At 69.9% G+C, this 18,924-nt stretch carries 17 protein-coding genes and 1 tRNA gene; 4 read left to right on the top strand and 14 right to left on the bottom strand.

Features of this window, described 5'->3' with window-relative positions; genetic code table 11:
• Window positions 1–14 precede the first annotated feature (14 nt).
• On the top strand, window positions 15–674 hold the full coding sequence (locus DW306_RS08930; protein WP_136055248.1) for a LysE/ArgO family amino acid transporter: 660 nt from the start codon (window positions 15–17) through the stop codon (window positions 672–674).
• Between the two features lie 7 nt (window positions 675–681).
• Here DW306_RS08930 and DW306_RS08925 read toward each other — a convergent pair whose 3' ends face one another.
• From DW306_RS08925 to DW306_RS08895, 7 genes are all read right to left on the bottom strand, one after another.
• The gene (locus tag DW306_RS08925; RefSeq protein WP_136055247.1) at window positions 682–1,035 is read right to left on the bottom strand and encodes a DUF1801 domain-containing protein; all 354 of its coding nucleotides are present in this window, start codon (window positions 1,033–1,035) and stop codon (window positions 682–684) included.
• A gap of 86 nt (window positions 1,036–1,121) precedes the next feature.
• Window positions 1,122–1,934 (bottom strand): amino acid ABC transporter ATP-binding protein, encoded by an 813-nt coding sequence (locus DW306_RS08920; protein ID WP_136055246.1) that lies wholly within the window; start codon window positions 1,932–1,934, stop codon window positions 1,122–1,124.
• Window positions 1,921–2,592 carry an amino acid ABC transporter permease gene (locus DW306_RS08915; RefSeq protein WP_205814127.1) on the bottom strand — a complete coding sequence of 224 codons (672 nt, stop codon included), beginning with the start codon at window positions 2,590–2,592 and terminating at the stop codon, window positions 1,921–1,923. Before DW306_RS08915 ends, DW306_RS08920 begins: the two co-directional genes overlap by 14 nt.
• A 3-nt stretch (window positions 2,593–2,595) precedes the next feature.
• Window positions 2,596–3,417 (bottom strand): amino acid ABC transporter substrate-binding protein, encoded by an 822-nt coding sequence (locus DW306_RS08910; RefSeq protein ID WP_136055245.1) that lies wholly within the window; start codon window positions 3,415–3,417, stop codon window positions 2,596–2,598.
• Window positions 3,418–3,587: 170 nt separating this feature from the next.
• The gene (gene rplA, locus DW306_RS08905) at window positions 3,588–4,274 is read right to left on the bottom strand and encodes a 50S ribosomal protein L1 (protein ID WP_116635728.1); all 687 of its coding nucleotides are present in this window, start codon (window positions 4,272–4,274) and stop codon (window positions 3,588–3,590) included.
• Window positions 4,275–4,285: 11 nt separating this feature from the next.
• A complete protein-coding gene (gene rplK, locus DW306_RS08900) occupies window positions 4,286–4,717 on the bottom strand; it encodes a 50S ribosomal protein L11 (protein ID WP_091226625.1) in 432 nt (143 codons plus the stop codon).
• 193 nt (window positions 4,718–4,910) lie between these two features.
• Window positions 4,911–5,900: a WYL domain-containing protein gene (locus DW306_RS08895; RefSeq protein WP_275092148.1), complete on the bottom strand. Its 990-nt coding sequence runs from the start codon at window positions 5,898–5,900 to the stop codon at window positions 4,911–4,913.
• 106 nt (window positions 5,901–6,006) lie between these two features.
• Here DW306_RS08895 and DW306_RS08890 point away from each other — a divergent pair, with 106 nt between their 5' ends.
• Window positions 6,007–6,405, top strand: coding sequence for a VOC family protein (locus DW306_RS08890; protein ID WP_136055243.1), 399 nt, complete (start codon window positions 6,007–6,009; stop codon window positions 6,403–6,405).
• 171 nt (window positions 6,406–6,576) lie between these two features.
• On the opposite strand, the gene nusG is transcribed toward DW306_RS08890, so the two are convergent.
• The 3 genes from nusG to DW306_RS08875 form a co-directional block, all read right to left on the bottom strand.
• Entirely contained in the window at window positions 6,577–7,656 is a 1,080-nt protein-coding gene (nusG, locus tag DW306_RS08885) for a transcription termination/antitermination protein NusG (protein WP_136055242.1), read from the bottom strand.
• A gap of 42 nt (window positions 7,657–7,698) precedes the next feature.
• A complete protein-coding gene (gene secE / locus DW306_RS08880; protein WP_136055241.1) occupies window positions 7,699–7,971 on the bottom strand; it encodes a preprotein translocase subunit SecE in 273 nt (90 codons plus the stop codon).
• A gap of 40 nt (window positions 7,972–8,011) precedes the next feature.
• A tRNA-Trp gene (locus DW306_RS08875) sits at window positions 8,012–8,084 on the bottom strand.
• Between the two features lie 170 nt (window positions 8,085–8,254).
• Between DW306_RS08875 and DW306_RS08870 the strand changes: the two genes are divergently transcribed.
• Both DW306_RS08870 and DW306_RS08865 read left to right on the top strand, forming a co-directional pair.
• Window positions 8,255–10,099: an HSP90 family protein gene (locus DW306_RS08870; protein WP_136055240.1), complete on the top strand. Its 1,845-nt coding sequence runs from the start codon at window positions 8,255–8,257 to the stop codon at window positions 10,097–10,099.
• Window positions 10,100–10,121: 22 nt separating this feature from the next.
• Complete coding sequence (locus DW306_RS08865; protein WP_136055239.1) at window positions 10,122–12,920, top strand: hypothetical protein; 2,799 nt, start codon at window positions 10,122–10,124, stop codon at window positions 12,918–12,920.
• Window positions 12,921–12,932: 12 nt separating this feature from the next.
• Here the strand turns inward: DW306_RS08865 and poxB are convergent, their stop codons facing one another.
• The 4 genes from poxB to DW306_RS08845 form a co-directional block, all read right to left on the bottom strand.
• A complete protein-coding gene (gene poxB, locus DW306_RS08860; protein ID WP_136055238.1) occupies window positions 12,933–14,657 on the bottom strand; it encodes a ubiquinone-dependent pyruvate dehydrogenase in 1,725 nt (574 codons plus the stop codon).
• Window positions 14,658–14,666: 9 nt separating this feature from the next.
• Window positions 14,667–15,905: an ROK family protein gene (locus DW306_RS08855; RefSeq protein WP_168429268.1), complete on the bottom strand. Its 1,239-nt coding sequence runs from the start codon at window positions 15,903–15,905 to the stop codon at window positions 14,667–14,669.
• A 100-nt stretch (window positions 15,906–16,005) separates the two neighbouring features.
• Entirely contained in the window at window positions 16,006–17,370 is a 1,365-nt protein-coding gene (locus DW306_RS08850) for an NAD-dependent succinate-semialdehyde dehydrogenase (protein ID WP_136055236.1), read from the bottom strand.
• Window positions 17,371–17,437: 67 nt separating this feature from the next.
• The gene (locus tag DW306_RS08845; protein WP_136055235.1) at window positions 17,438–18,904 is read right to left on the bottom strand and encodes an NAD-dependent succinate-semialdehyde dehydrogenase; all 1,467 of its coding nucleotides are present in this window, start codon (window positions 18,902–18,904) and stop codon (window positions 17,438–17,440) included.
• Between the last annotated feature and the right edge of the window lie 20 nt (window positions 18,905–18,924).

Raw genomic sequence — 18,924 nt, 5'->3', positions numbered from 1 at the left:
CCTAGTCTGGGATCATGCTCTCCGTGCTCGCCGGCCTCGGTCTCGGCCTTTCCCTCATCGTCGCCATCGGCGCGCAGAACGTCTTCGTGCTGCGGCAGGGGATCCGACGCGAGCACGTGCTCGCGGTGGTCGTGATCTGCGCGGTGTCCGATGCCGTGCTGATCATCGCGGGTGTCGCCGGACTCGGCTTCATCATCGAGACGGCGCCGTGGCTGGTCGTCGTCGCCCGGTGGGCTGGAGCGCTCTTCCTGCTGATCTACGGCCTGCTCGCCGCACGACGCGCATGGCGGGGCGGAGAGGCCGGCCTGGACGCCGGCGGCGTGGACGCGGCATCCGTCCCCGCCGGCAGCGGCGGCACGGCGACGACGACGGGCACGCGGCTCGCCCCGGTGATCCTGACCGTCCTCGCCCTCACCTGGCTGAACCCGCACGTCTATCTCGACACCGTGCTGATGCTCGGATCGATCGCCGCGACGCACGGGCAGGAGCGCTGGCTGTTCGCCGCCGGCGCCGTGGCCGCCAGCATCCTGTGGTTCACCGCGCTCGGCTTCGGCGCACGCTATCTCGGCCGCTGGCTGCGCACGCCGCGGTCCTGGCGCATCCTCGACGCAGTGATCGCCGTCGTGATGGTGTCGATCGCGGTGAGCCTCGTGCTCCCGGTGCTCGGCGGCTGATCCGCGTCTAGCCGTCGATCTGCGCCATGCGCGCGCGCACGAGCGCGGTGATCGCGCTCTCGGGCAGCGGATGCTCCGGCTGGAACCGGATCGTGCCCTTGTCGACGCTCACACCTGGATGGTCCGCGAGCCGGCCAGCGACCTCGGCCACGGCCGCAGGACTGAACGGATAGACGCCGATGTGCTTCTTCGCCCGCATCACGGAGAGCAGGGCCTTCCCGCGATAGACGAGCGCCGGCATTCCGTAGCCCTTGCCCTGCTCCGCCTCCGGGGCGAGCGTCTTCGCGACGGCGTACACGCGCTGGATGCTGTCACGATCGGCCTGATCGAGGTCGGCCACATAGTCGTCGATGGTTCCCATCACGGCATCCTGCCACCTGTCAGGGCAGCCCCGCGAGCGGTCTGGTGCTCAAATCGTCGGGCCCCGGTCGCGACTCGTCCCGCCGATCAGGCGCCGTCGAGCGGGCGCATGATGCGGGTCAGGAACCGCTGGGTGCGCTCGTGCTGCGGAGCCGTGAACAGCTGCTGCGGCGCCCCCTGCTCGACGACGACACCGCCGTCCATGAACAGCACGTGATCCGCCGCCTCCCGGGCGAAGCTCAGCTCGTGGGTGACCACGGCCATGGTCCATCCCTCGTCGGCGAGCTCCTTGATGACGACGAGCACGTCGCCGACGAGTTCGGGGTCGAGAGCGCTGGTCGGCTCGTCGAAGAGCAGCAGGTCGGGCTTCAGCGCGAGCGCGCGGACGATCCCGACGCGCTGCTGCTGCCCGCCCGAGAGCTGGTGCGGACGAGCATCCGCCTTGTCGCTCAAGCCGACCCGATCGAGCAGCGCCAGCCCCTCGGCGACGACCTCGTCCTTCGGACGTCCTTGCACGCGCCAGGGCCCCTCGATCACGTTCTGCAGCACCGTGAAGTGCGGGAACAGGTTGTGATGCTGGAACACCATCGCGGAGCGGTCGCGCAGCGCGAGTCGCTGCTGCTTCCTGTCCCTCGCGCGCGCTCCGGACGCGCCGAAGTCGATGTCGGGACCGCCGGCGACCTCGATCGTGCCGGCATCCGGCGTCTCGAGGCCGTTGAGCGCCCGAAGCACGGTCGTCTTGCCGGAGCCGCTCGGGCCGATGAGCACCACGACCTCGCCGCGGTGCAGCGTCAGGTCGATGCCGCGGAGCACCTCGTTGTCGCCGAAGCTCTTGCGGATGCCCCGTGCGGTGAGGAGCGGATCCGCCGACGGCGTCGATACGGGATCAGCGTGCGACATGGCGGTCCAGCCTCCTCTCGAGTGCGCTCTGCCCGAACGACAGCATGAGGCAGAGCACCCAGTAGACGAGCGCCGCCGCGAGATACAGCACCATGAACTCCAGCGTGGCCGACGCGATCTGCTGCGCCACCTTGAACAGCTCCGTCACCAGGATCAGCGACGCGAGCGAGGTGTCCTTCACGAGCGAGATGAACGTGTTCGACAGGGGCGGCACGGAGACCCGCGCGGCCTGCGGCAGGATGACGCGCGTGAGCGTGTGCGTGCGGTTCATGCCGACCGTGTAGGCCGCCTCCCACTGCCCCTTCGGCACCGAGAGGATCGCTGCCCGCACCACCTCGGCGCCGTAGCCGCCCACGTTCAGCGACAGGGCGATGATCGCGCTCGGCCACGGGTCGATCTTGAGACCGATCGACCCGAGGCCGTAGAAGATCACGAACAGCTGCACGATCATCGGCGTCCCGCGGATCACCGAGATGTAGAACCGCGCGATGCCCGAGACGAGCGGGTTGACCGAGATCCGCATCAGCGCGATGCCGATCGCGATCACCAGCCCGAGAGCGAACGACGCCAGCGCCAGCGGCACCGTCGCCGTCAACCCCGCCAGGGCGATGGGCCCGAGCGAGTCGAGGAACAGCTGCCAGAGCGACGTCGAATCCATGGGCTACTGGGTGACGTCTTCGCCGAAGTACTTGTCGCTGATCTCGGCGAGGGTGCCGTCGGCACGCAGCTCGTCGAGGGCGGCGTCGACGGCCTCGACCAGCGACTCCTTGTCCTTCGTGAACACGAAGGCCTGCTCGCCCGCCTCATCCGTCTCGGCGGCGATCTTCAGACCCGACGGACTGTTCGTCGTCTCGTAGTCGAGGAACGTGAGCTTGTCGTTGATGGTCGCATCGACGCGTCCCTGACGCAGCAGCTCGACGGCCTGCGCCCAGCCTTCGACGCCCTCGACCTGTGCACCGGACTCGGTGGCCAGCTCGTACCAGTTGCTCGTGAGCGACTGCGCGGTCGTCTTGCCCTCGAGGTCGTCGAACGACGTGATGGAGTCGTCGTCCTCGGGGACCACGATCACACCGGGCGAGACGGTGTAGGGCTCGCTGAAGAGGTACTTCGCCTCGCGCTCGTCGTTGATCGTGACCTGGTTCGCGATGACGTCGAAGCGGTCGGCGTCGAGGCCGGCGAAGATCGCGTCCCACTGGGTCTCCTCGAACTTCACCTCGAGGTCGAGCTTGTCGGCGACGGCCTGGATGATCTCGACGTCGTAACCGGTCAGCTCGCCGGCGCCGTTGTCGCCGTGGAAGCTGAAGGGGCGGTAGGTGCCCTCGGTCGCGACCGTCAGCACGCCGTCGTTCACGAGACCGAAGTCGGATGCCGAGCCGCCGTCGTCGCTCGCGCCCGACTCCTCGGGTGCGCTCGAGCCGCTGCAGGCGGTGAGCGCCGCGGCCGTGAGAACGAGTGCCGTGACGGCGATGAGGCGACGAGACATGAAACCCTCCTGGGGTGCGGTGTGCGCAGTGCTGTGGCGCAAGGATGGAACCCATCCACAGTACGCGCCGATGCCCCGACCCCCTGCATCCGATGACTTCAGATGTCGGACTCCGGGGCGGACGCAGAAACGCCCCCGGGCGGACCCGGGGGCGTTTCGGTGACTCAGCGTCAGATGGCGTTGACGTCCAGCGGGATGCCGGGGCCGAACGTGGTCGACACCGCACCCTTCTGGATGTAACGGCCCTTCGAGCTCGACGGCTTGAGGCGCACGATCTCCTCGAGCGCTGCGTCGATGTTCTCGTTCAGCTGCTCGGCGGTGAAGGAGGCCTTGCCGACGACGAAGTGCACGTTGGCGTGCTTGTCGACGCGGAACTCGATCTTTCCGCCCTTGATCTCCTCGACGGCCTTGGCCGTGTTCGGGGTCACGGTGCCGGTCTTCGGGTTCGGCATCAGGCCACGCGGGCCCAGGACCTTGCCGAGACGACCGACCTGGCCCATGAGCTCCGGGGTGGAGACCGCGGCGTCGAAGTTGGTCCAGCCGTCGGCGACCTTCTGGATCAGCTCGGCGCCACCGACCTCGTCGGCGCCCGCGGCGATCGCGGCCTCAGCGGCCGGACCCGTCGCGAACACGATGACGCGGGCGGTCTTGCCGGTGCCGTGCGGAAGGATGACGGTGCCGCGCACCATCTGGTCGGCCTTGCGGGGGTCGACGGCGAGCTTCAGCGCGACCTCGACGGTCGAGTCGAACTTCGCGGAGCCGGTCTCCTTCGCGAGGGCGACTGCCTCGGACGGGGTGTAGAAACGGTCTGCCTCGATCTTCTCGGCAGCAGCGTTGTATGCCTTGGACTTAGCCATGATTATTCTCCTCAGCCCTCGACCGTGATGCCCATGGAACGGGCGGTGCCGGCGATGATCTTCGAGGCGGCCTCGATGTCGTTGGCGTTCAGGTCGGCCTGCTTGGTCTCGGCGATCTGACGGACCTGGTCCTTGGTGATCTTCGCGACCTTGACCGTGTGCGGCGTCGACGAGCCCTTGGGCACGCCTGCGGCCTTCTTGATGAGCTCCGCCGCCGGCGGGGTCTTCAGGACGAAGGTGAAGCTGCGGTCCTCGTAGACGGTGATCTCGACGGGGATGACGTTGCCGCGCTGCGACTCGGTCGCGGCGTTGTACGCCTTGCAGAACTCCATGATGTTGACGCCATGCTGACCGAGCGCGGGGCCGATCGGCGGCGCCGGGTTGGCTGCACCGGCGTTGATCTGAAGCTTGATCAGGCCGGTCACCTTCTTCTTCGGTGCCATTCTCTTTCCTTTCATCGAATCGGATGCGAGTCGCACCCGTTTCTCCCGCGAACCCGGCATCTCCGGGCTGCGGTCGTCTGTGCGCACGCCGAAGCGGCACACAAACCACACAAGTCTACCCGATGAGCGGAGCCTCCGTGTTCGGCATCCGGCGGCAGCGAATGCGGGATCAGAAACGCATCGGAGCGGGTGGTTACAGAGTCGTTTCTGATCCATCCTGCGCCGACGGGGCGCCGTAAAGCGACGCCATCCTCTCACCGAGGGTTCGGAGCGCGCTGCGCACGGACGCAGGAGCCACCACCTCGGCGGCGCCGGTCCAGCCGGCCAGCTGCTCGGCCAGTGCATCCACGCGGTGCGCGCTCACCTCCATCCGCACCCGTCCGGTGCCGTCCGGCGGCCCGTCGAGCATCCGGGCCTGCGCGCCGAAACGGTCGCTCAGCGCCTTCACCGCCCACGGTTCGACGTGCACGATCGCCCGTACGGCACCGCGGAAGCTCTCGACCCGCTCGACCATCTCCGCCCAGGCCCGCGCGCGATCGAAGCCGGCCGGCGCGACCCCCCTCGTCGCGAGCACGCGGACGTCCACGATCCGGTCGGCTCGATAGGTGCGGAGCCGGGTGTCGTCAGCGGCATCCGTCCCCTCGCTCGCCGGCGCGGCGATCAGGTACCACCGCGGCCCGCGGCTGCCGACCATGAGCGGCACGACCTCCGTCTCGCTCCGAGCGGACGAGCCTTCGTACTGCAGCGCGATCCGCCGCGATCCGGCGATCGCCCGCTGCACCTCCGCGACCACGGCGGGAGGAGTGTCGTCCTCGGTGATCCCCCAGGGCGCATCGCGCACGGTCGACGCCGCCACCCGTTGCGCGCCTTCTCGGAACGGCTCCGGCACCGCTCGGACGAGCTTGCGCATCGCGGCGATGCGCTCGGGCGTCGCGGCGCCGCTCTGCGCGAGCGCGACGAGCAGCGAGTTCACCTCGCCCTGGGTCAGGCCGGTCAGATCGGTCCGCGCGCCGCCGATCAGCCGCCAGCCCCCTCCCCTGCCCCGCGAGGGATAGATCGGCACACCCGACATGGCGAGGGCCTCGAGGTCGCGGCGGGCGGTCGGCACCGAGACCTCGAGCTCGCGGGCGAGCTCGGCTGCGGTGATCCGGGGTCGCCCCTGGAGCAGCAGCAGAGCCTGGATGAGACGGTCGGCGCGAATCTCGGAATCCCTTCTCCGAAGTGATCATTCGGTGATCACTTCACCCGGAAGCATAGAACAAACAGCCCCACCGAAGAAGGAGAAGAACATGTTCCGTGGTCTCGCCAATCTCAACCTCGTCGCCGAAGACATGACCGCAGCCGTGGCCTGGTACGCCGAGGTCTTCGACTCCGCGCCCTACTTCGTCCGCCCCGAGCAGGGGCCCGTGCAGTACGCCGAGTGGCGCTTCGGCGACGATGAGGACGAATTCGCCCTCATGGACGCCCGCTTCCGTCCGGCGCTCGCTCAGCCGGGCGGCGCTCTCCTGAGTATCCACGTCGACGACGTCCGCTCCACGTTCGACCGGCTCATCGAGCTCGGCGCGACGGCGTTCGACGCGGTGACCCAACGCGGAGAGGGCTGGTGGTCGGCATCCGTCAGCGATCCGTTCGGCAACCTGCTCGGCCTGATCCAGAGCCCGCACTGGGCCGCCCAGCACGCCGGCTGACCCCTCACTCTGCCCGCCGACCGGCCCTCTTCTGCGCGAACCACCCCTCTACGGACGCTCACAAAGGGGCGGCTCGCACTCAAAGGGGCCGCTCGACAACGCCAGAGAACGCGAGAACGCCCCGCCGGCGGACCGGCGGGGCGTTCTCGTCACAGGCTCAATGACCCAGGGTCAGACCATTTTGGTGACCTGGTCGAACGAGAGCTCGACCGGGGTCTCGCGCTCGAAGAGCGACACGAGCACGGTGAGCTTGCCGCTCTCCGGCTTGATCTCGCTGATCGAACCGGGAAGACCCGCGAACGAGCCCTCCTTGATGGTGATGGTCTCGCCGACCTCGAAGTCGACCTCGGCCGGCAGCGGACGAGCGACGGCGACGCCGCCCTTCGACGCGATGTTCTTGGCGGTCGGGACGTCCTTGACCTCGACGAGGGCCTTCAGCATGTTGAAGGCCTCTTCGAAGCGCAGCGGCGTCGGGTTGTGGGCGTTGCCCACGAAGCCGGTGACGCCCGGGGTGTGACGGACGACCGACCAGGTGTCTTCGGTCAGCTCCATGCGCACGAGCACGTAGCCCGGGATGCGCACGCGGGTGACCATCTTGCGCTGGCCGTTCTTGATCTCGACGACGTCCTCCATCGGGACCTCGATCTGGTAGATCTCGTCCTCGACCTCGAGCGTCGACTTGCGCTGCTCGATGTTCGCCTTGACCTTGCGCTCGAAGCCGGCGTAGGAGTGGATGACGTACCACTTGCCCGGGAGCATGCGGAGGTCCATGCGGAAGGCCTCGTACGGGTCCTCCTCGGCGTCTTCGTCCTCGGCCTCTTCCGCCTCGACGGCGGCCGCGACGGGGTCGTCGTCAGCATCGTCGGCGGCGACCGGGCGGTCGTCTTCGCCGTTCACGTCGGGGCCGTCGTACGGGGTGACCTCGTCGGCCGCCGCAGCTTCCTGCTCGGCGGACTCCTCGGCCACAGAATCGTTGAGGACCTCAGCGGCAGCCTCAGACTCAGCCGCTTCGTCCAGGTTGAGAGCGTCGTTCACGATCGCATCCGCCTCCGGGTCGTCGATGTCGATGTCGATGTCTTCCGTGCTGTCTTCCTCGGCGTCCTCGTCTTCGACGTGGACGGCGACGTGCTCGGCAGAGGTGACGGAGAGCTCCTCTTCGGCGAGGACGTTGCCCTCCTGGGCCTCGTCCTCCTCGCTGGACTGCTCTGCGGCGGTCGCCCAGTCGGCGTCGTCGGAATATCGTTCAGACACGTTGCTTCTTCTCCATAGCTGCGGCTAGAGCCGCGGGCGTCATCAGTCGGGGATTCCGAATACCCAGTGCGTCACGAACGCGAACAGAGTGTCCAAGCCGTAGACGATGCCCATGACGATCAGAACGAAGACGAGCACCACACCGGTGAACTTGAACAGCTCCTTGCGAGTCGGGGTGACGACCTTGCGCAGTTCGGAGATGACCTGACGGATGAACAGGGCGATGCCCCCGAAGAACCTGCCGAAGAAGCCGGGCTTCTTCTCGCGGGTGGCGCCAGCCGCGACCAGCTCGCCGCGCGGTTCTTCCTGATCCATCCTGAATGTACCTTTCGTGTGTCAGCGTTGCGCTGACGCGCAGGGCGGACAGGAATCGAACCTGCAACCTGCGGTTTTGGAGACCGCTGCTCTGCCAATTGAGCTACCGCCCTAGAGGCTCCGAGGCCCCGGGGTGTTCTCCGCCCTCTGCCGCCGAACTGTGATCGGGTGATCCCAGGCACGGCGAAAGAATGCAGACAACAACTGCTCCACCAGCATACGGCATCCTCCGAGCGAAGCCGAACCGGCCGGAGGCCCGGTTGTTGTTAGGCTCGGCGAGCGGATGCAGTGGGAGGGAGCGCCGGTGAGCGCTGAGGTGCAGCAGTTCCAGGTGGACCTGCGCGGAGTCGTCGACCTGCTCAGCAGGCACATCTACTCCAGTCCTCGGGTGTATCTGCGGGAGCTCCTGCAGAACGCCCGCGACGCGATCACGGCACGCCGCGAGGTGGACGGCGGGGGTGGAAGCATCCGGATCTCCCCTCTGACCGCCGAGAACGGCGAGTTCGTGCTGCGCGACGACGGCATCGGCCTCACCGCCGCCGAGGTCGCCGACCTGCTCGCGACGGTCGGGCGCAGCTCCAAGCGCGACATCTTCGACCTGCCCCGCAGCGACTACCTCGGTCAGTTCGGCATCGGACTGCTCAGCTGCTTCATGGTGGCCGACACGATCGTGATCCGCTCCCGCAGCGCCAGGGGCGGCGCATCGGTCGAGTGGACCGGCAGCGCCGACGGCACGTTCCAGGTGGCTGAGATCGACGAGGAGCTGCCGATCGGCACCAGCGTGCACCTCGTGCCGCGGTTCGACGCCGATGAGCTGCTGCGCCCCGCGGCCGTGCACGAGCTGGCGACGACGTTCGGCGAGTTCCTCCCCGTGCGGGTGACCGTCGACGCGGCGGCCGGCGGCATCGACATCACGAGGGACCCGCCGTTCCTCGACCCGGCGCGCGACCTCGCGGCCGCCGTCGACTACGGGCGGGATCTGCTCGGCGCCGCTCCCCTCGACGTGATCGAGCTGTCCGAACCCGCCACCGGCACGCGCGGCCTCGCGTACGTGCTCCCCTACGCGCCCCCGCCCGGCGCGCGTCAGGCGACGCGGATGTACCTCGGACGGATGCTGCTCTCCGAACGCGTCGACGACGTGCTGCCGGACTGGGCGTTCTTCGTCCGGGCCGTCATCGACTCCACCGGACTCGCTCCCACCGCCAGCCGGGAGTCGCTCGTCGAGGATGCCGCGCTGGAGCGGGTGCGCGAACAGCTCGGCGCCGGCATCCGCCGCTGGGTGCTCGAGCTCGGGCTGCGCGAACCGCATCGTCTCGCTCAGTTCGTCGCGGTGCACGAGGTCGGCCTCAAGTCGCTGGTGCGGCACGACGAGGAGCTCGCGCGGTTCATCACCCGCTGGCTGACGGTCGAGACGACGCACGGCACGATGCGGGTCGGCGACCTCGTCGAGCGCTACCCGCACATCCGCTACGCCCAGAGCGTCGACGAGTTCCGTCAGGTCGCCGGCATCTCCCCGGCCGACGAGGTGCTCGTCAACGGCGGCTACCTCTACGACGCCGACCTGATCCGCATGCTGCCGGAGCTGCACCCGCACGTCTCGGTCGAGCAGGTCGACGTCACGGGCGAGCTCGACCGGCTGGATCCGCCTCCCCTCGACGACCGCGACGCCGCGGTGGGTCTCGAGGCGCGCGCAGGAGCGGTGCTCGCGGCATCCGAATGCTCGGTCGTCGTGCGCTCGATCGACCGGCCCGACCTCGCCGGTCTCTACGTGGCCGACCCCGAGGTGCTGCGCGCGATCGATCGCGGACGCACCAAGGGCGTCACCGGGGCCCTGTGGGGCGGGGTACTGGACCGCATCGACCGCACGCTGTCCTCGGCACGCGAGGACGACCTCCGTGCCCGCCTGTGCCTGAACTGGTCGAACCGCGTGGTGCGCGCGCTCGTGCGGGTGCAGGACGATGCGGTGTTCGCCCGCACCGTGCAGCTCCTCTACATCCAGGCGCTGCTCGCGGGGCACCACCCGCTCAGCGATGCCGACCGCGCGCTGATGACCACCGCGCTGTCCGACCTCGTCTCGCTCTCGGCCGGACTCGAAGGGGACTCGATCCCCTTCGGGGACGCCCACTGACATCTCACCGAAGGGTCCGTCCATGGCACGTCCGAAGAAGCGCTTCCAGCAGCTCATCGAGGAGATCGACCGCACGCCGTGGGGGCCGGCCGAGCAGGCTCTCGTGAACGAGGCCGTGGCGCTGGCCGTCGAGATGGGCGACGAGCGCCTCGAATACGAAGCGCGGATGCGGCAGACGGCATCGGCGAACATGGGCGGCGCGACCGACGTCATGCTGAACTCCTTCGCGTGGTGTCTGGCGCATCACGACGCCGACCCGCAGCGCTTCCCCGCCGATCTCGACAACGGCGGCGCCGACCTCATGTGGCAGTTCAAGTGGATGGCCTCGTCGCTGCGCTCGTCTCCGGCCTTCTCGCAGGAGCAGATCGCCGCGGTGCTCGACGACATGGAGAGCCACTATCGCGCAGCGGGGCTGGGTGCCAGCGGGGTGCTCACGGCGCGGTTCGAGGATGCGTGGGATGCCGGACGCCTCGACGACGCCGAGAAGCTGCGGGTGCAGCTCGAGGCCACGCCCCGCGACGATCACAGCCACTGCGACGCGTGCGGTCGCAGCCAGTTCGCCGGCTTCTTCGCCGAGACCGACCGCGATGCCGACGCCATCCGCCTGGTGGAGGAGATGATCGAGGGCGGCTTCTCGTGCGGCGAGGAGCCCGAGCACGCCCTCTCGCGCGTGCTGATGCCGTACCTGCGTGCCGGACGCCTCGACGAGGCGAAGACGGCGCACCTGCGCAGCTACCGGCTGGCGAAGGACAACCCGGACAACCTCCGCATCGTCGCCAACAACATCGTGTTCGCGGCTCTCACCGGCAACGAGGCGCGAGCGCTCGCGATGATCGAGCGGCACATCGGCTGGCTGGCACACGACGGGCTGAACGTCGACGCGCACTTCGCGGCCCTCGCCGCATTCGCCGTCGCCCTCGATCGGGTGGTGGCGACCGGGCACGGCGAGACGCCGGTGCGCGGCGCCGACGCCGCCGCCCTCGTGCCCCTGTTCGGCGCGCACGACGGCGTCTGGAGTGCGGCCGACCTCGCCGCGGCCGCGTGGGCCTCCGCCGAGCGGATCGGTGCCGAGTTCGACCGGCGGGACGGCACCGACGGCCATGCGCGGATGCTGGCACGGATGCGAGCGCTCGAGACCGAGCAGTACGACGTGCCGATCCGGTCCGACGCCTTCGCGGCTCCGACCCCGTCGGTGACCCCGGTGGATGCCGACGGCTGGTACGAGCGGGCGATGCAGCTGGCCCAGTTCGGCGCGGAGCACGAGATGCTCGAGGCCCTGCCGCGGGCTCTGGAGGTCGAGGATCCTGCCAAGCTGGCGCAGCTGCAGTCGATGCGCCTCGGCATCCTCATCGCCCTCGATCGCGCCGATGAGGCGGCAGAACTGCTCCCCGAGCGGATCGCAGCCCTGCGCGCCGCGGGCAGGAACGAGCAGGCCGACCTGGAGGAGCGCCTGGGACTGGCGACGTTCGGGGCGAACACCCCCGAGGCGGCCGCCGGACTCGAGGAGGAGATCGCCGCATCCGCCACCCTGCCGGCCTGGTCGCGGGGCGACCTCGCGATCAGCCGTGCCTCTCTGCACCTGCAGGCGGATGAGGCGGATGCCGCGCTCGACCACGCCGAGGTGGCGGCCCGGGCGTTCGCCGAGGCCGAGGACGCACGCCTGTCGAACACGACGACGCTGGTGGCGATCTCGGCTCTGCTGAACAAGGGCGACATCGAGTCGGCGTCGTCGGTGCTCGACCGGTTGCTCGCCCAGGACGACGTGAGCGCGGGCCATCGCGCCCAGGCACTCCAGACGAGAGCACGGGTGCGCGGCGGCACGGGCGCCTACGCCGACGGTGCGACCGATGCCGATGAGTCGTGCCGACTGCTCGCCGAGCTCGGCGCGACCCGTGCGCTGGCAGAAGCCCACCTCCTGGCCGGCGCCCTCTGGGAGGATGCCGACGAGCCGGAGAAGGCGGTCGCGCGGTACCGGGTCGCGGGCCGCATCGGCGGCGAGGCCGGAGGCGACTCCACCGGGGTGAGCTTCCGGATGGCGCGCGCCATGCTCCGCGCCGGCGACGCGGTGGAGGCCGCCGAGCTGTTCGGCGAAGTGCTGCAGCAGGAGGAGCAGGCCGAGGTCTCCCCCGCATCCCGCGCCATGACGGCGTCGATGCTCGCCCGCGCACTGAGCGCCTCCGGCGAGTTCGGGCAGGCCGTGGGCGCCCACGGGTACGCGTCCGACCTGTTCGGCGAGGCCGAGGAGCACGCCGACCAGGCCATGTCGATGACCGAGCAGGCGAAGATCCTCGCGCGTTTCGACGAGAACGACGACGCGATCGCGCTCCTGGAATCCGCCGCCGAGATCGTGCGGAAGGCGGATGACGCGGCCGGAGCCGTCGCCGAGGTGCTGCACAGCCTCGGTCAGGCCTACGGCGGGCGGGGCGACGAGCGCGCGTTCGACCTCTTCGACGAGGTCGCGGCCCTCGCACAGGAGCACGAGGCCGGCTGGCTGCTGGCGGACGTGACCGACTCCCGCGGACGGGCTCTGGCCGAGCTCGGGCGCGTGGACGAGGCGGTCGCCGCAGCCCTCACCGCCGCCGACGGGTTCGCGGCACTCGGCGACACGGGAATGGCCGGCGGATCGGAGCTCTTCGCGGCCCGGGTGCTCGCCGGCAACGAGCGTCCTGCCGACGCCGTGCCCGTGTACCGGAGCGCCGTCGAGCATGGCGCCGATCACCCTGCGCTGCGACAGGTCGCGGCGCTCGAGCTCGGTGACGTACTCGAGGCGCTCGGTCGGCACGGCGAGGCCGCCGAGGTGCGGGCGCTGGCCGAGAGCTGATCGGAGCGCGGCTCAGAAGAGCTGACGCCAGTTGGCCTTGGCGAGGTCGAGGAGCTCGTCACCGCGGCCCGACATGACCGTGCGGATCGCGTAGAGCGCGAAGCCCTTGACCTGGGCCGCCTCGATGGCCGGCGGCATCGACAGCTCCTGCCGTTCGGTGACGACGTCGAGCAGGGCGGGCCCGTCGTGGTCGAGCACCTCGCGCACGGCATCCGGCAGATCCTCGCTGCGCTCCACGCGGCGTGCGAAGATCCCCATCGCCTCGGCGATCGCCGCGAAGCTGGGGTTCTCGAGGCCCGTCCCGTAGGTGACGAACCCGGCGGCCTTCATCTCGAGCTCGACGAAGTTCAGCGAGGAGTTGTTCACGACGATCGTCTTCACCGGCAGCCCGTTCTGGGTGACGGTGAGGAGCTCGCCGAGCATCATCGAGAGCCCGCCGTCTCCGGCGAGCGCGACGACCTGCCGGTGCGGGTGGGCGACCTGCGCGCCGATGCCGTGCAGCAGCGCGTTCGCCATGGAGCCGTGGGTGAACGAGCCGATCAGGCGGCGTTCCTTCGTCATCGTGAGGTAGCGGGCCGCCCACACGGTCGGCGAGCCCACGTCGGCGGTGAAGATCGCGTCGTCGTCGGCGTACTCGTCGACGAGTCGGGCGAGGTACTGCGGGTGGATCGGGCGCTTGCCCCTCGTGGGCACCGCCAGCTCGTCGAGCTTCGCCCGCGTCTTGCGGTAATGGGCGGTGGCATCGTCGAGGTGACCGCGGTCGTCGCGGGTGGCGAGCCGGGGCAGGAGCGCATCCGCCGTGGCCCGCACGTCGCCCACGAGACCCAGATCGAGCGGATGCCGCTTGCCGAGCTGCGATCCGCGGATGTCGACCTGGATGGTCGTGGCGCCCTCGGGATAGAACTGCTCGTAGGGGAAGTCGCTGCCCAGCACCAGCAGGGCGTCGGCGGCCTCCATGGCCCGGAAGCCGGATGCGAAGCCGAGCAGCCCGGTCATGCCGACGTCGAAGGGGTTGTCGTATTCGATGAACTCCTTGCCGCGGAGCGCGTGCACGATCGGGGCAGCCAATCGGTCGGCGAGGGCGATGACCTCGTCGTGGGCGCCCTCGACACCGGCGCCGGCCAGGATCGTGACCTTCTTCGCCGCGTTCAGCAGCGTCGCCGCCCTGTCGAGCTCGGCCCCGCTGGGCGTGATCACCGGGCGGGCCCGCTCGATCACCACGGCCCGGTCGTCGGCGATGTCGGCGAGGGCGACGTCGCCGGGGATCACGAGCACGGCGACGCCGCGCTGCTCGATGGCGGCGCGCATCGCGATCTCCATCAGCCGGGGCATCTGCGCGGCGTCCGCGACGTACTCGACGTAGACGCTGCACTCGCGGAAGAGCTCCTGCGGGTGCGTCTCCTGGAAGTAGCCCGTGCCGATCTCGGTCGTCGGGATGTGCGCGGCGATCGCGAGCACCGGAACACGCGACCGGTTCGCATCGTAGAGGCCGTTGATCAGGTGCAGGTTGCCGGGACCGCAGGAGCCCGCGACGACCGCGAGCTCGCCGGTGGTCGCGGCATCCGCCGCGGCGGCGAAGGCCGCGGCCTCCTCATGACGCACGTGCACCCATCGGATCGTGCCGTCCTTGCGGAGCGCGTCGGTGAAGCCGTTGAGGGAGTCCCCGGGGATGCCGTAGACGCGGTCGATCCCGTTGACCCGCAGAGTCCGGACGATGTTCTCGGCGACAGTGGTCATGCTTCGACCCTACGCCCGCTGCGACTCCTCGGGACGGATGCCGTCGAGCCAGGCGTCCGTCACCTCCGCGGCGCGCGTGAGGCGGGGAATCGGCGGCATCCGATCCTCGAACAGTCGGCTGCTGGCCTCGTCGAGGGTGCTCAGCAGAGTGCCCACGACCGGGGCGATCGGACCGAGCACCGCCCGCCGCAGCTCGAGCGGCAGGTCCGCGGAGACGTAAGCGGGCAGGCGCTCGGCGAGACGGTCGACCAGCTCGGGATCGGCCTCGACCGCGGGGCCGAGGAGCAGGATGGCCTCGGGATCGATCGTCGCGCCGGCGGCCGCCAGCTGCACGGCGATCCGGTCATCGACCGCGGCGAGGTCGGCCGACAGCGGTGCCCCCGCGCGACGCTCCGTCAGATCCCGCAGCAGGCCCGCGTCGTCTCCGTCGTACGGGTTCGGCAGCAGCGCCGAGAGGTCCATCCGGTACATCACCCCGGCGAGGTTCCGGGCGCCTCGATAGGGCGCCCCGTCGATCGTGACCGACGCGGCGACGGTGGGCCATGCGGTCGCCAGCACGAAGGAGGCGAGGCCCTGCGCCGCACCGAGCCGATGCTCCGCGACACCGGCCGCCGCGAGATCGAGGTGCACGCGTGCGGGCACCCCGAGGGCCTCCGTCGCGCGGGCGGCAACATCGACGCCGACGAGGCCCGGGAAGTCCGCGGAGTTCGTCACGATGCCGTCGGGCCCCAGAAGCCCCTGCAGGCAGACTCCCACCCCGAGCAGGCCGGCACTCCGCTCCGGACGCGGCACGAGCGCGGCGATCGCGGTCCACGCGAGGCGCAGGCGCTCATCGACGACGTCGGCCGCGACGGGCCACTCCGCGTCGGCCCGCTCATGCAGCCAGCGCCGCGCCGCCACCACCGTGCCCGCCAGGTCGCTCACGAGCAGGTGAGTGGAGCGCTTGCCGATCTCGACGGCGGCCACGTAGCCGATCTCGCCCCGGAAGCGGTACCGCATGGCAGGGCGACCCGACTCCTTGGAGGTCGCCACCCGCTTGCCGGCGACGGCGGCCGCGCCGCGTTCGACGAGCTCCCCCACCCGGTCCATCACCGTGGGACGCGACAGCCCCGTCCCCGTCGCGACGTCGGTGAGCACGACCGGACCGTTGTCCCGGAGGAACTGCGCGGTCAGCGCCGCACTCCGCGTGCGCAGCTCGAGCAGTCGGCCGCCTCGGGTGAGCCCGCGGGCTCCGTCTGCATCATCCACCAGGCCATCGTACTGACCGCCCCGACGCGACAACTCGCCCGGTGAGAGCATGCGAGGCGGCACCCCCGAAAGGGTGCCGCCTCGCACGTCTCCGGCCGGATCAGCCGATGCGGATGAGCTTCTTGTTGACGAACTCATCCGCGGCGAGGTGGCCGAGCTCACGCGCGGTGCCACTGCGCTTGATGCCGCCGAACGGCAGCTCAGGGCTGTCGGCGAGCACCAGGTTGACGTAGACCATGCCGGCCTCGATCTTGTCGGCGACGCGTTCGGCCTGCTCGGCATCCGTCGTGAAGACGTACGAGCCGAGACCGAAGGTCGTGTCGTTCGCCAGGGCCACGGCGGCGTCCTCGTCGGCGACGCGATAGACGACCGCCGCGGGGCCGAAGAGCTCTTCGCGGTAAACGTCCATCGAGGGGGTGACGTCGGCCAGCACGGTCGGCGCGAAGAAGGCGCCCTCGCGGGTGCCGCCGGTGAGGAGCGTCGCGCCCTGTTCGACGGCCTGGTCGATCTGCTTCTGCAGGTTCTCCGCCGCCGTCTCCGACGACACGGGGCCGAGCACGGTGTCGTCGAGCATCGGATCGGTCGCCTCGACCGCCGCCATCGCCGCCGTGAACTTCTCGACGAACGCGTCGTAGAGTCCGTCGACGATGATGAATCGCTTCGCGCCGTTGCACGCCTGGCCGTTGTTGTCGAGACGCGCGTCGACGCCCGCCTTCACGGTGGCATCCAGGTCGTCCGTGGACAGCACGATGAACGGGTCGGAGCCGCCGAGCTCCAGTGCGACCTTCTTGAGGTTGCGTCCGGCGACCTCGGCGACAGCCGCGCCCGCCCGCTCGGAGCCCGTGAGCGACACGCCCTGCACGCGCGGGTCGGCGATCATCGTCGCGATCTGCTCGTTCGTCGCCAGCACGCTCTGATAGGCGCCCTTCGGGAACCCGGCGTCGTGGTAGATCGCCTCGAGAGCGGTCGACGACTCGGGGCACTGCGGTGCGGGCTTCAGCAGGATCGTGTTGCCGACGATGAGGTTCGGGGCGGCGAAGCGCACGATCTGGTACGCGGGGAAGTTCCACGGCATGATCCCCACGAGCGGGCCCAGCGACGAGCGGCGGATGATCGCCGACCCGTCGCCGAGGATCGCGATCGGCTGGTCGGCCATGATCGACTCCGCCTGGTCGGCGTAGTACTCCGCGATGTCCGCGGCGAAGTCGACCTCGCCGAGCGCCGCCTCGCGGGGCTTGCCCATCTCGCGCACGAAGACATCGGCGAGCTCCTCCCGCCGCTCGCGGTGCAGCTCGGCTGCACGGCGGAGCAGCGCCGCACGCTCGGCGACGGTCGTCGAACGCGACCACTCGCGGTGCGCCGCGTCGGCGGCCGCGACCGCCTCGTCGATCTGCGCGTCCGTGAACGTGTCGAAGGACGCCAGCGTCTCTCCGGTGGCGGGGTTGATGACGGCGTAGTCGGTCATGATTCGTCCTCTCGTTTTGGGGGAAGGAGTGGGCCCGCAGGCAGAGCTCAGAGACCCACCCCGTGATTCAGGAGACGGGGATCAGCGTGTACTTGGTGGACAGGTATTCGTGGATGCCCTCGAAACCGCCCTCGCGTCCGACGCCGGACTGCTTGACTCCGCCGAAGGGTGCGGCCGCGTTCGACACGACGCCCACGTTGAGGCCCATCATGCCGGTCTCGAGCTTGTCGATCATGCGCTGGCCGCGCTGCAGGTTCTCGGTGAAGACGTAGGAGACGAGACCGTACTCGGTGTCGTTCGCGAGGCGCACGGCCTCGTCTTCGGTGTCGAAGGTCGCGATCGCCAGCACCGGTCCGAAGATCTCCTCGCGGAGGATCGCGGATCCGGGAACGACGTCGGTCAGCACCGTGGGCTCGTAGAACGTGCCCGTGCCCTCGACCGCCTTGCCGCCGGCGAGGAGCCTCGCTCCGCGGTCGACCGCGTCGCCGACGAGCTCGCCCGCCTTGGCGACGGCATCCTCGTCGATGAGCGGTCCGATCGCCACGTCCTCCTCCGTGCCGCGGCCGATCTTCATGGCGTTGACGCGCTCGGTGACCTTGCGCGCGAACTCCTCGGCGACGGATGCCTGCACGATGAAGCGGTTGGCCGCCGTGCACGCCTGGCCGATGTTGCGGAACTTCGCCAGAAGGGCGCCCTCGACGGCCTTGTCCAGGTCGGCGTCCTCGAAGACGACGAACGGCGCGTTGCCGCCGAGCTCCATCGACACGCGGAGCACGCCCTCGGCGGCCTGAGCGATGAGCTTGCGGCCCACCTCGGTCGAGCCGGTGAACGACAGCTTGCGCAGACGCGGGTCGGCGATGATCGGCGCCGAGAGAGCGCTCGACTTCGACGTCTGCACGACGTTGACGACGCCGGCGGGAAGCCCGGCCTCCTCCAGCAGCTTCGTGAAGAAGATCGTCGTCAGCGGCGTGAGCGCCGGGGGCTTGATCACCACGGTGCAGCCGGCGGCGAGCGCCGGGGCGATCTTGCGCGTCGCCATCGCGAACGGGAAGTTCCACGGCGTCACGAAGAACGACGGACCGACCGGCCGCTGCGACACGACCATGTTGCCGGTGCCCTCGGGGTTGATGCCGTAGCGGCCGCTGATGCGCACGGCCTCCTCGCTGAACCAGCGCAGGAACTCGCCGCCGTAGACGACCTCGCCGCGCGCCTCGGCGAGCGGCTTGCCCATCTCGAGCGTCATCAGCAGAGCCAGGTCCTCCTTGTGCACCTGCACCAGGTCGAACGCACGGCGGAGGATCTCGCTGCGCACGCGCGGAGCGGTCGCCGCCCACGATTCCTGCGCGGCGACGGCCGCGTCGAGTGCGCGCTTGCCGTCTGCCGGCGTCGCGTCGGCGATCGTGCGGATCACGGCGCCCGTCGCGGGATCCGTGACGTCGAAGGTGCCGCCGGTCTCGGCATCCGTCCACTCGCCGCCGATGAAGAGGCCGGTGGGGATGCTGTCGAGCAGCGCCTGCTCGGTCTGAGTGCTCATGGATTCTCTTTCTGTGGGGA

Origin of the sequence: Microbacterium sp. K24, assembly GCF_004794465.1 — a bacterium.
GTDB lineage: Bacteria > Actinomycetota > Actinomycetes > Actinomycetales > Microbacteriaceae > Microbacterium.
This window is presented reverse-complemented; position numbering and strand designations above follow the sequence as displayed.